The sequence below is a fragment of the Paenibacillus sp. J22P165 genome (genome assembly GCF_059692015.1).
This window is the reverse complement of sequence record NZ_JCAUAP010000007.1, coordinates 538,883-551,994: the sequence shown is the minus strand read 5'-3', so window position 1 is coordinate 551,994 and position 13,112 is coordinate 538,883. Positions and strand designations below refer to the sequence as shown.

The 13,112-nt window shown below is 46.1% G+C and carries 11 protein-coding genes; 10 read left to right on the top strand and 1 reads right to left on the bottom strand.

The genetic code is table 11. From position 1 onward, the window contains the following. A partial coding sequence (locus AC58QM_RS20070; RefSeq protein WP_497286607.1) for a hypothetical protein occupies positions 1–183 on the bottom strand: 183 nt, incomplete at its 3' end. A gap of 55 nt (positions 184–238) precedes the next feature. Between AC58QM_RS20070 and AC58QM_RS20065 the strand changes: the two genes are divergently transcribed. The 10 genes from AC58QM_RS20065 (at position 239) to murD (ending at position 13,101) form a co-directional block, all read left to right on the top strand. Beyond that, positions 239–1,309, top strand: a complete 1,071-nt coding sequence (locus AC58QM_RS20065; RefSeq protein ID WP_497286606.1) for a DUF4349 domain-containing protein — start codon at positions 239–241, stop codon at positions 1,307–1,309. A 125-nt stretch (positions 1,310–1,434) separates the two neighbouring features. Beyond that, positions 1,435–1,872 carry a division/cell wall cluster transcriptional repressor MraZ gene (mraZ, locus tag AC58QM_RS20060; protein ID WP_056612672.1) on the top strand — a complete coding sequence of 146 codons (438 nt, stop codon included), beginning with the start codon at positions 1,435–1,437 and terminating at the stop codon, positions 1,870–1,872. 77 nt (positions 1,873–1,949) lie between these two features. After that, entirely contained in the window at positions 1,950–2,900 is a 951-nt protein-coding gene (gene rsmH, locus AC58QM_RS20055) for a 16S rRNA (cytosine(1402)-N(4))-methyltransferase RsmH (RefSeq protein ID WP_497286605.1), read from the top strand. A 19-nt stretch (positions 2,901–2,919) separates the two neighbouring features. Then, positions 2,920–3,381, top strand: a complete 462-nt coding sequence (gene ftsL2, locus AC58QM_RS20050; protein WP_497286604.1) for a cell division protein FtsL — start codon at positions 2,920–2,922, stop codon at positions 3,379–3,381. A gap of 15 nt (positions 3,382–3,396) precedes the next feature. Continuing rightward, positions 3,397–5,685: a penicillin-binding transpeptidase domain-containing protein gene (locus tag AC58QM_RS20045; protein WP_497286603.1), complete on the top strand. Its 2,289-nt coding sequence runs from the start codon at positions 3,397–3,399 to the stop codon at positions 5,683–5,685. An 89-nt stretch (positions 5,686–5,774) separates the two neighbouring features. After that, positions 5,775–7,703 (top strand): stage V sporulation protein D, encoded by a 1,929-nt coding sequence (locus tag AC58QM_RS20040; protein WP_497286602.1) that lies wholly within the window; start codon positions 5,775–5,777, stop codon positions 7,701–7,703. Positions 7,704–7,812: 109 nt separating this feature from the next. Then, complete coding sequence (locus AC58QM_RS20035; protein ID WP_497286601.1) at positions 7,813–9,303, top strand: UDP-N-acetylmuramoyl-L-alanyl-D-glutamate--2,6-diaminopimelate ligase; 1,491 nt, start codon at positions 7,813–7,815, stop codon at positions 9,301–9,303. Further along, positions 9,300–10,685 carry a UDP-N-acetylmuramoyl-tripeptide--D-alanyl-D-alanine ligase gene (locus AC58QM_RS20030; protein WP_497286600.1) on the top strand — a complete coding sequence of 462 codons (1,386 nt, stop codon included), beginning with the start codon at positions 9,300–9,302 and terminating at the stop codon, positions 10,683–10,685. Before AC58QM_RS20035 ends, AC58QM_RS20030 begins: the two co-directional genes overlap by 4 nt. An 82-nt stretch (positions 10,686–10,767) precedes the next feature. Then, positions 10,768–11,703 (top strand): phospho-N-acetylmuramoyl-pentapeptide-transferase, encoded by a 936-nt coding sequence (gene mraY / locus AC58QM_RS20025; RefSeq protein WP_497286620.1) that lies wholly within the window; start codon positions 10,768–10,770, stop codon positions 11,701–11,703. A gap of 3 nt (positions 11,704–11,706) precedes the next feature. Further along, positions 11,707–13,101 (top strand): UDP-N-acetylmuramoyl-L-alanine--D-glutamate ligase, encoded by a 1,395-nt coding sequence (gene murD / locus AC58QM_RS20020; protein ID WP_497286599.1) that lies wholly within the window; start codon positions 11,707–11,709, stop codon positions 13,099–13,101. The last annotated feature ends 11 nt before the right edge of the window (positions 13,102–13,112 follow it).

Genomic DNA, 13,112 nt, shown 5'->3' with positions numbered 1-13,112 from the left:
CCAACCCCAACCCCAACCCCAACCCCAACCCCAACCCCAACCCCAACCCCAACCCCAACCCCAACCCCAACCCCAACCCCAACCCCAACCCCAACCCCAACCCCAACCCCAGCCATCATGCCCCTTAACGTAGTTAACTACTTTATTTTCTTCGTCATTCGGATCCCGTGCAACATTCGTCAATCACATTCCGTTTAGAGGGTGGATAACCTAAAAATGGAAATTGGGGGCTGTTAAAATGGGGGCTAAGACAAGAGCTAGTTTGGCTTTGATGATCGTGCTGTTGCTGTTGACCGTGGGGGTGCTTGCTGGTTGTAGTGCTTCCTCAGAGAGTAAACAGGACACGTCTGCATCGTCTGCAAAAAGCGAAATGAACAGCGTGAAATCGTCGACAGCGACTACGGATCAACTCGCAGTCGCCAAAGATGCTGCTCCTGCAGCTGATGCGAAGGTAGCGCCTGTGGCAGGTGCAGCATCCGTCGGTAAGACGGCTGCGCCCAACGTTGTCATGTCAGCGAGCGGGAACGATCAAGAAGCAGGCTTTAACCGCAAGCTCATTTATCGAGCGAATCTGGTGATGCCTGTTGAGGACTACGCGAAAGCACAAACTCAGCTGCGCGATCTGGTCGCATTAAGCGGCGCTTACATTCTGCAATTTTCCGAGAATGCGAATACGGGGGAAAAGGGCGGAACTTACACCATTAAAGTAGCGGCGAACGGTTTTGTATCCATGCTGGACGGTCTAGAGAAGATCAGCTCCGCGCTACAAAGAAATGTGCAAGGGCAAGACGTGACGGAAGAGTACGTGGATCTTAGCTCTCGTTTGACAGCCAAACAGCTCGTTGAAACGAGACTGCTTAGTTTTATGGAGAAGGCTTCGAAGACAGACGATCTCCTGGCATTTTCGAACGAGTTAGCTAAGGTGCAAGAGGCAATAGAGCAAATCAAAGGAAGGATGCGATACTTGGATCAAAATGTTTCGTACTCAACGATTGAGCTGCGCATGTATCAACAAACAGGCAAAAAGCCGCTTCTTTCTGACCCGAATGAACTAACTTTAGCTGAACGTGTTGAAAAGGCATGGGGCTCTAGTCTGAATGTATTGGTCGCTGTATTGCAAGGAGTCCTCGTATTTCTGGCTGCCGCGGTACCGGTTTTGGTGCTTTTAATCTTGATTGCTGTCCCAGTCTGGGTATACAGACGCAAGCGCAACAGGCATTTGAAGGAATTACGATTGCAGCTAAAAGAACAAAATGAAGCTGAACAAGCACTTGATGTGACCGAACAAGGAACAAAAGGCACAGAATAGACCTAAATATTGAAATAAATTTAATTAATCCTGCTAACTAAGCAGGATTTCTTTTATTTTTAGCGAATATTGATTCAAATGTGGTGGAAAGTGGTACAAAGTGGAGGAAAAGGGGGCGAGATGCTATGTTTATGGGTGAATATCAACATAGCATTGACGAGAAGGGCCGAATGATTATCCCGGCTAAATTTCGTGAAGCCCTTGGCGAAGCTTTTGTCATCACCCGTGGATTAGATCAATGTTTATTTGTTTACCCACAATCCGAATGGTTAATTCTCGAACAGAAGCTGAAAGCATTGCCATTAATGAAGTCAGATGCACGTGCCTTTACCCGTTTTTTCTTCTCTGGTGCAACAGAATGTGAGCTGGATAAGCAAGGAAGAGCCAACATTCCAAGCAATCTCGTCGACCATGCTAAGTTAGAGAAAGATTGTGTCGTGATCGGTGTTTCTAATCGTGTGGAGATTTGGAGTAAGCAAGTTTGGGAAAGCTATGCTAATGAGTCTGAACAATCATTCAATGAAATAGCAGAGAAGCTGGTCGATTTTAATTTTGATCTATAGAAATATAGAAATATCGTGTTTAAGAATAGGCTTATGAAGTCAGTTTTGCCAAGGCAAAACTTTTAGGAGGACAACAAGTGTTTCATCATGTGACTGTACTAAAAGAAGAATCTGTAGAAGGTTTACATATAAAACCTGATGGTGTTTACGTGGATTGTACAATGGGAGGCGCTGGGCATAGCTCACTAATCGCATCCCAATTAGGTCCCGATGGGTTGCTGATTGCCCTTGACCAAGATGATATCGCTCTGGCAAACGCGCAAACCGTGCTGGCCCCTTATCTGGATCGTGTAGCGATTATCAAAAGTAACTTTAGAGACATTGAATTAGTCTTACGAGGAGTTCCCAAAGCAATGCGGGATGGAAAGCCGCAGGTGGATGGCATTTTGTTCGATCTAGGCGTGTCCTCCCCACAATTGGATGATGGTGATCGTGGTTTTAGCTACAACCAGGATGCTGAACTGGACATGAGAATGGATCGTGACACATCCTTAACGGCCAAAACGATCGTGAATGAGTGGCCAGCTGAACAAATTGCACGAATTCTATTTGAATATGGCGAAGAGAAGTTCTCAAGACGTATTGCAGGTGTGATTGTGGAAGCGCGAGCGAAGAAACCGATCGAAACGACTGGGGAACTAGTTGAGTTGATCAAAGAGGGGATCCCAGCGGCCGCTAGACGGACTGGTGGTCACCCAGCGAAACGAAGCTTCCAAGCGTTGCGAATCGCCGTAAATGATGAGCTAGGGGCGTTTGAAGAGGCGCTGCAACAGTCGCTTAACTGTCTAGCTCCACAAGGACGTATTGCGGTGATAACCTTCCACTCGTTAGAAGACCGAATTTGCAAGCAGTTTTTCGTTAAAAATGTAGAGAAATGTACCTGCCCGCCTGGTTTTCCAATGTGTGTGTGTGAGAAAGCTGGGGAGCTAAAACTAGTTACTCGCAAACCTATTTTACCTAGTGAACATGAACTGGAAGTGAATCAGCGAGCCAGATCGGCTAAGCTGCGGATTGCAGAAAAGCTTTGAACTAAGGGAGGAATAAGCGATGTCATCATATATCCAAGGCAATTTGGCACTTGATCCTAAACGCAAACCGAACCCGCAACAGCGTGTAAAGATAAAAGAAACAACCAAAGTTGTTTATCGCAATTCCTCATTGCCTGCACAAGAAAAAATGCTTTATTTATTCACGGTCGTCCTTTGTGTTATTGTTGCCGGTGTCATCATTTGGCGATTTGCGGCCATCTATCAGATGAATGCGAATATTCTCAAAATGCAAGGTGAGATTCGTGAAATTCAGGCGCAGAACAGCGCCCTTAAGCAAGAGGTAGAGAAACTACAAAGTCCTGATCGTTTAAAAGAGGAAGCTGTTCGCCTCGGGTTTAATTTACAAGAGGAGAAGCAAGGTAATGCCGTTGCGCAATCAACGACAACTACGAAATCGAAAACTAGTTCAACAACGGCTTCGACGAGTGGCAAAAATACGAAATCAGCTTCTAAACCGTAACAGGCAGGTACTCATATGACTAAAAAAATTAAGTTGCGTTCGTTGCTAATTGGAGGGTTTTTTACCCTTCTTTTTGTTGTCCTCATGGTTAAAGTCTATTGGATTCAAGTGGTAGAAGCCTCTTGGTTGCTAGAGAAAGCCGAGAAGAGATGGGAAACGGATAAGGTGTTAGCGCCGGTTCGCGGCTCCATATTGGATCGTAATGATAAGGTGCTTGCCGTAGAAGCGACTGCCTATACGATCGCTCTAAATCCAAAGGTAATCGATGCGTTACACATTGCTGAGGATGTAACCCAAGGGTTAGCCGATATTTTGAAGGAATCCGAGGCGAAGCGTGCCGAGTTAGTAAATAAGATTCGCGAAAGAGCAACGAAAAAAAATCTCGATGGTACAGACTTCGCTGCAAATGTAGAAGTGAGGAACGAAGGCTGGAAGATTGATAAAGAGAAAGCGGATCAAGTCCGTGTGCTTATCACTGATCTTCAAACGAAGCTGAAGCTGGGCTCCAGAGCATTAGTAGGAATTTCCATTCTAGAGGATAAGAAACGCTACTATCCAGGCGAAACCTTAGCCTCTCATATCCTTGGGTATACGAACAAAGAAGGCGAAGCAGCCCAAGGGATGGAGCTGAAGTTAAACGATACGCTCAAGGGTGTTCCGGGTATGCTGAGCTACGAGAAGGATGGCAAAGGCGTTGAGCTTCCCGATTCCAAAGTGAACTATAAGCCTGCTGAAGACGGCAATAATGTGAGACTTACCATTGATAAAAACATTCAATTTTACTTAGAGAGTGCATTAGCTAAAGTAAATGACAAGTGGCACCCGAAAAGCCTAACGGCCATTGCGGTGGATCCCAAAACGATGGAAATTCTAGGAATGGCCAATACACCAACCTTTAATCCAAATACATATTGGAATTATGATCCACAGAAAGATTTTAGAAATGGCGCTATTTCTTCCAGGTATGAGCCTGGCTCTACATTTAAGTTAGTTACTCTTGCAGGTGCTGTAGAAGAAGGGGTATTCAATCCGACGGAAACCTATCAATCGGGTGCGATTAAAGTGTCTGACAGGGTACTTCATGACCATAATCTCGTCGGGTGGGGAAAAATTACGTTCTTAGAGGGACTCAAACGGTCAAGTAACGTTGCCTTTGTGAAGCTGGGGATTGAGAAACTGACTCAGACAAAACTTAGTCAATATATTGAGAAGTTCGGCTTTGAACAGAAAACAAACATTGACATGCCAGGTGAAGTTTCGGGCCTTATTGATATGAAATATCCATCAGAGTATGCAACAGCAACCTATGGGCAAGGGAAAGTCGTGGTAACGGCCATTCAACAAACGGCAGCCTACGCAGCCATCGCCAATGGCGGTAAATTGATGTGGCCACACATTGTCAAGGATATTGTTGATCCGAAAACAGGCAAAGTAGTAACTGCTTTTGAACCGCAAGTGATTAGACAAGTGGTGAGTCCTCAGACAGCTGCGACAGTGAGTGGCTATCTTGAGCAAGTCGTTTCGGACCAAGAAGTCGGGACAGGTAAGCTTGCTTATATGGAGGATTATCGGATAGCGGGAAAAACAGGGACAGCGAACATCGTACTTCCTGGTGAAAAAACGTATTCATCCGATACATGGGTTATCTCATTTGTAGGCTATGCGCCTGTAGAGGATCCACGCATTTTAATTACATTGATCGCAGATCAACCTGATCTTGGCGGAAACTATCATTTAGGTGGACAAGTTCTAGCACCTGCTTTCAAAGAAATCGTAGGCGAGTCCCTGCAGTACATGGGTGTGCCATCAAGTAAAAAACCGAAAACCGTAACCAAGGAAGCGAATCGACTGAATGTACCGAATTTAATGGATGTTTCTTCGGCGAATGCCAAAGGAACGGCCAAGGATATCGGTCTGTCCCTTGAAGTATTTGGTAAAGGGGAGAAAGTGGTTGATCAATTCCCGAAGGCGGGTACTCAAATTTTGTCTACACAGCACATCTATGTTGCCATGCAGCCGGTTGAGGAGATGCCTCTTCCGAATTTAGTAGGCAGATCGCTGCGTGATGCTGTAGAGACGTGCTCCTTCTTCAAGATTGATTGTCAAACCTCTGGAGAAGGCTATGTGTCTGAGCAATCAGCTGCTGATGAGACTCGAGCGGTTACCCTGCAACTTAAGCCACTATGGGATAAATCAGCAGGAACAGGATCTACACCTAATGCAACGCCTGCAGGTTCACCTGCACCTTCACCATCACCGAATGCCAAAACAGAAACACAAAGAGCGACGACAAATAAGCCGTGATCGTGAACAGCTTGTTCTAACCCCTGGTTGTCCCGAATAGTCATGTTAGGAATGAACATGACAATAGTGGGAAGGGAGACTGAACGTTCATGCGGGCTTCTAACGTTACCGTTCGTCGCAGATTATTTACGGCGTTAATCATTGGAACTGTTATCTTTACAGCACTTATCATTCGTTTGGCCTATGTTCAACTTTGGATTGGACAAGAACTCGCGATAAAGGCGGAGGAAAGCTGGCGGAGAGAGATCGCTTTTGCGCCTAAACGGGGTGAAATTCAAGACCGCAACGGGTTGACCTTGACGTATAGCATGAGTACACCCACGATTATTGCCATTCCCGTACAAATTAAAGATCCCCGTAGCACGGCAGCAAAGCTAGCACAAGTGCTGGAAGGCAATGAAGAAGATATTTTCAAACAAATAACTAAAAAAACCTCGCAAAACAATATAAGACCTTCTGGTCGTAAAATTTCGATTGAAAAAGCGCAAGAGGTTAGAAAGTTGGAATTGCCAGGTATCGTTGTAGCAGAAGATAATAAGCGCTATTATCCCTATGGATCTCTTGCAGCGCATATCCTTGGATTTGCGGGGATAGATAAAGGTCTAACAGGGATAGAATCCAAATATAATTCACAGTTAACAGGCCTAGCAGGAAGTATTTCCTATATGACAGATGCTGCAGGTCGCAAATTATTAGGAACCACAGATGTGTATACACCGCCTAAAGATGGACTGAATGTGAAGTTAACCATCGACAGTCATTTGCAATCGGTTATGGAACGCTCGCTAGATCAAGCCATGGTCCAATATCAAGCGCAAAACGTCATTGCGATCATGATGGATCCGAATACAGGCGAAATCTTATCAATGGGTAGTCGTCCGACCTATGATCCTAGCAAATATATGGAGTCACCAGCAGAAACGTATAATCGAAATTTACCTATTTGGAAAACGTACGAGCCTGGTTCTACTTTCAAAATTATTACCCTTGCCGCAGCGCTAGAAGAGAAGAAAGTGGATCTAAAGAATGAGCAATTCTTTGATCCAGGTGCCATTGAAGTTGGGGGCGCTAGGTTGCGTTGTTGGAAACGTGGCGGACATGGCAGTGAAACGATGCTGCAGGTTGTTCAGAACTCATGTAATCCGGGTTTCGTCGTGATGGGACAACGTTTAGGGAAAGAGAAATTGTTTGATTATATTTCCCGGTTTGGTTTTGGTAAAAAGACAGGGATTGATCTCGGCGGAGAAGAGAACGGAATTATGTTCAAACCGTCCCAGGTAGGTCCTGTTGAGTTGGCAACGACGGCTTTCGGTCAAGGGGTTTCCGTAACACCGATACAACAAATTACAGCTGTTTCAGCTGCGATCAATGGCGGCAAGTTGTTTAAACCTTATGTGGCCAAATCCTTTTCCAATCCAGATACGGGAGAAGTGGTCGATGTCGTAGAGCCAGAGCTAGTACGCAATGTCATCTCTGAGGATACGTCTCGACAAGTTCGTGAAGCGCTGGAGAGCGTTGTAGCGAAAGGGACGGGTCGCAATGCATTTATTGATGGCTATCGTGTTGGCGGGAAAACAGGAACAGCGCAGAAAGTTATCAACGGACGTTACTCGCCAGATGAGCATATCGTATCATTCATTGGCTTTGCGCCAGCGGATAATCCCAAAATTGTTGTTTATGCGGCAGTGGATGATCCGAAAGGGATTCAATTCGGGGGTCTGATTGCAGCACCTTTAGTAAGGGATATTATGGCAGACGCTTTACGCTATATGAAGGTAGAACCTGACAAAAATCAACTTGACAAAGAGTATCGTTATGGAGAAATTCCAGTTGTTGAAGTTCCGGACTTGGTTGGAGCGTCAGTTGATGATATATTAGAAGACCTGAACATGAATTTTAAGCTAGCTAAGTCAGGGAATGGCAAGTACGTCATCTCTCAAGCGCCTAAAGCAGGTTCAAGAGTAGATCAAGGCTCAACGATTCGTATATTCTTATCCGATGTGGATCCTGAGAAGTAGGGATTCTGATAGAAATAAAAAAAGATTTGCGAAGAAGACATGTTTGGCTTTTCTACACGCATAAAATTGTCCATAATAGATAGGGAATTCAAGGAAGAGAGGGTTGCTTATGAAACTGCAGGAGCTTGCTTCCGCACTGCTCATTACCCATATACATGGCGATAAAAATACGGAGATTACGGGAATTGAGGCAGACTCTCGTAAAATAAAGCCTGGGGATTTGTTTTTCTGTATTCCCGGATTACTACTAGACGGTCACGACTACGCCCCTAAAGCGATTGCGCTAGGGGCTTCTGCGCTTGTAACGGAACGCGTATTGGACGTTGCTGTCCCGCAGCTTGTTGTAAAAGATGCCCGTTATGCGATGGCAGCTCTTTCTGCCCACTTTTTCGGGTATCCGAGCAAAGAGATCAAAATTATCGGTATTACAGGAACGAATGGGAAGACAACGTCCACGTATATACTTGAGAAAATCATCGCGGATCAAGGCTATGTAACAGGACTAATGGGCAATATCCATATCAAAATTGGTGATAACTATATTGTAAATAAAGCAACGAATACACAGGAATCCATTGAGCTTCAGCGTATACTGCGAAATATGGTCGATCAAGGCGTGCAATACTGTGTGATGGAGGTTACGTCAAACGGCTTAGATATGGGAAGGGTGAAAGGGGTCCATTTCCGTTCGAGCATTTTTACGAATCTAACGCAAGACCATTTGAATGAACACAAAACAATGGAAGCGTACGCTGCGGCCAAAGGATTGTTATTTGGAAGACTAGGGAATGGTTTTTTCGCTGATCCAGATGCAAGGCAATACGCCATTCTCAATGTTGATGATGATGCATCGCAAATGTTACACAAATTAACTGCTGCACAAGTCATTACATACGGCATTGAAAAGGAATGTGATGTACGGGCTACGAACATTCGTATTTCAGCAAAAGGAACTGAATTCGATTTGAAATCCTTTGCTGGTGATGCATTCTTACGCATGCAATTAGTAGGGAAATTTAATGTGTATAATGCGCTGGGAGCTATAGCAACTGCGTTAGCCGAGGGATTCGAACTGGAAGCCATTCGTGAAAGTCTAGAAGGAATTGCATTTGTAGAAGGCCGGATGGAAGTTGTGAATGAGGGCCAGGATTTCTTGGTTCTAGTTGATTACGCACACACACCAGACGGTTTAGAGAATGCGCTCTCTACGGTACGTGAGTTTGCTGAAGGCAGGATAATTACCGTTTTTGGGTGTGGCGGTGATCGAGACAGAACGAAGCGTCCTATCATGGGAGAAGTCGTTGCCAAGTATAGTGACTATATATATGTGACGTCAGATAATCCACGTACAGAAGATCCTGAAGCGATTCTTGCGGATATTGTACCAGGTTTAAAAGGTATCCATTACCCAGAGAATCAATATACGTTACTGGCAGATCGCAAAAAAGCGATACAAAAGGCTATTGAAGGGGCAGGCCCTAAAGATGTAATATTGATAGCGGGAAAAGGCCACGAAACGTATCAGGATATCATGGGCGTTAAGCATGATTTCGACGATCGTTTGGTGGCTAAGGCTGCGATAAGGGAGAGAACACAATGATTCAGCGTACATTAAGTCAAATTGCAACGATGCTCTGCAGCGAAGTGCCCGGTGATCATGGTGAGATTGCGATAACAGGTGTTTCAACAGATACGCGTTCCATTCAGTCTGGCAGTCTGTTTATCCCGCTTATCGGAGAAAATTTCGATGGCCATGATTATGTAGGAGATGCTTATCAAAAAGGAGCTGCGGCTATTCTTTGGCAAGCGGATCACGGTGTGGTGCCAGCTGGCATTCCCTTTATCCTGGTCGAGGATACGCTTACGGCCCTGCAGGACTTGGCCAAAGCCTACCGCAAAGAGCTTTCTGTGCGCATCATCGGGATTACGGGAAGCAACGGAAAAACGACGACCAAAGATTTGGTAGCGGCCGTGCTGGGCAGTACTTATAACGTTCATAAAACAAAGGGCAACCTGAATAATCATATTGGATTACCCCTAACACTTCTACTTCTTGAAGAATCGACGCAATTTGCTGTCGTAGAAATGGGAATGAGTGGACGTGGGGAAATTGCACTGTTGTCAGAACTGGCTGAGCCAGAAGCTGCCATTATTACAATGATTGGCGAATCGCATATGCTGCAACTAGGCTCACGAGACGAGATTGCGCGCGCCAAGGCTGAAATTGTGACAGGCATGCCACAGGATAGCTTGATTATTTATAATGGCGATGAGCCATTGATTGAACAAGCACTGGGCGAACTTGATCTGCCATCAGGCTTGCGCCGTATACGCTTCGGTCAGGAGCAAAGTAATGATCGCTACCCGACGGATATCCGTATGGATGCGGAAGGGGCATACTTCACCATCAATTCACCGGGTTACCCAGAATTGTTCATTCCGTTGCTCGGTACGCATAACGTAGTGAATGCGCTAGCGGCTATCGCCATCGGTGAGACCTTCGGCGTCACGCCAAGTGCGGTTGCAGCGGGGCTTCGCGCGCTGCAGATGACAAGCATGCGCATCGAGAAGCTAACGGCAGCCTCTGGGCTGACCGTGCTTAACGATGCGTACAATGCCAGCCCCGCCTCCATGCGGGCGGCGATTGCCTTGACCGAGCAGCTGAGCGGCTTCGGTCGGAAGTTCCTCGTGCTCGGCGACATGCTGGAGCTTGGCGAGCACGAAGAGCAGTTCCATCGCGGCATTGGCGCGATGTTGTCCCCGGAACGTGTAGACTACGTCTACACGTTCGGTCGTCTCGGCCGCTTCATCGCAGATGAAGCGTCAAATCAGTTCCCGGCGGCGCACGTACGCGCCTACGACGACAAGGCGCAGCTCGCGGAGGAGCTTGCAGCGCTCGCTCGCGCCGAGGATCTCGTGCTCGTGAAGGGCTCACGCGGGATGCGGCTTGAGCAGGTTGTCCAAAGCTTATTAGCTGACTAAGTGTGATAGATTTAACCAATAGGAAATAGAGTGACGGAAATGAGCAGGGGGAACCAACGTGGAAAACGCAGTATTATTAACAATGGGTGTGGCATTTGTGCTCGCGCTAATCATGGGGCCATTATGTATACCTATTTTAAGACGAATGAAATTTGGGCAACAAATCCGTGAGGATGGCCCGCAAGGACATCTCAAAAAACAAGGTACGCCAACAATGGGCGGCGTCATCATTTTGCTTGCGCTTTCCTTGGCTACGCTTCGGTTTGCGGACAGAAATATAGATTTGCTAATCCTTTTAATTGCCTCGCTGGGGTACGGTCTAGTTGGATTCTTAGATGACTATATCAAAATTATTTTCAAACGCTCTCTGGGACTTACGGCAAAACAGAAGCTTTTCGGTCAATTATTGATTTCTGCCATTGTCTGTTATTTACTTATTATGCAAGGACACAGTACTGATATTTATATTCCATTTGTTTCTTATCATATGAATGCAGGTTGGTTGTATTTCCCACTTATGGCAATCCTAATGCTAGGAGCTTCGAATGCGGTTAATTTCACAGACGGCTTGGACGGCTTGTTAGCAGGGACAAGTGCAATTGCATTTGGTGCCTATACGGTTATTGCTATGAACAATACACAGCCAGAAGCAGCCATTTTCTCAGCAGCAATGGTTGGTGCCGTACTTGGATTTCTTGTTTTCAATGCTCACCCAGCTAAGGTGTTCATGGGAGACACGGGTTCACTAGGAATCGGTGGCGGACTTGTCGCAGTAGCGATTTTAACGAAAGCAGAACTACTGCTTGCGATTATTGGCGGTGTATTTTTGATCGAGATCCTATCCGTGGTAATCCAAGTCGTATCGTTCAAAACAAGAAAGAAACGTGTATTCAAAATGAGTCCGATTCATCATCACTTTGAATTGGTTGGTTGGTCCGAGTGGCGAGTAGTTATTACGTTCTGGGTTGTGGGTCTCGTACTTGCTGTGCTCGGATTATATATGAATGAGGTGTTGTAGAACATGAAGCATCCGCGGGATTATCGTGGACTTGAAGTGGTTGTACTTGGCTTGGCTCGCAGCGGTGTCGCTGCAGCTAAGCTTTTTCATCAAAAGGGAGCAATCGTCACAGTCAATGACAAAAAGGACCGAAGTGCATGCCCTGAAGCCGACGAACTGGAGGCTCTGGGTATTTCTGTTGTATGTGGGTTTCATCCGGAGTCCCTTGTGCATGATGGGGTTGCGCTCGTTGTGAAAAACCCTGGAATACCTTATTCCGTTGATCCAATTCGGAAGGCGGAAGCGATGGGGATTGAGGTTGTGACGGAGGTAGAGGTTGCTTATCAATTCTGTGAAGCTCCGATTATTGGAATCACAGGATCGAATGGCAAAACAACAACAACTACGTTAATTGGTTTAATGTTGGATGCAGCGGGATTGAAGCCGGTTGTTGCAGGGAATATTGGCCGCGCCTTGACGGAGGCCGCACCAGAAGTGACCGCGGAGAATTGGATGGTTGTGGAATTAAGCAGCTTTCAACTGAAGGGGACAACATCGTTCCGTCCAACAATCGCGTTACTGTTAAATGTGTTTGAGACGCATTTGGATTACCATGGCTCCATGGATGACTACATAGCTTCTAAGGCCAAAATATTCGATAATCAAACTGAGAGTGATACGGCGATTCTAAATTGGGATGACGAAGTCTGCCGACGTCTGATGCCTAGCCTGAAGGCGAAGCAGTTCCATTTCTCTATGAACGAAAAGTTGGCAACCGGCGTCTATTTGGATGCAGATACGGATTGCCTCGTCTATGCGAACGGTCAGGCAGGCATTCAAACCATCATGCCGGCTTCCGAAATGGGCATACCGGGCAGCTTTAATGTGGCGAATGCGTTAGCAGCCGCTGCAGCGGCTATTTCAGCTGGTGTTGATCTAGCGGCCATTGCTAGTGTGCTTAGAAGTTTCCGCGGCGTTGAGCACCGTCTAGAGCTCGTTAGAGAGCTGGATGGAGTTACGTTCTACAATAACTCGAAAGCAACGAATGCGGCAGCTTCCATTGTGTCTATCGAGGCTTTTGAACAACCTATCGTATTAATAGCAGGCGGGTTAGATCGTGGGTCGGATTATATGGAATTACTGCCTATCTTCCGTGAGCGTATCAAAGGTCTTGTCACTTTAGGTCAAACAAGAGAGAAAATCATGCATATTGCCGAATTGGCAGGGATTAGTAAGGTTCAAACCGTCGATACTGCTAAGGATGCAGCGGACGCGGTTTCTCAAGCCGTTCAGCTTGCCTGGCAAATGAGTGAGCAAGGAGACATCGTTCTTCTCTCTCCTGCTTGTGCGAGTTGGGATATGTTTCCATCCTATGAGGACAGGGGACGCATGTTTAAGGAGTCCGTGCATAACCTTTAAGTAGGGCTTAT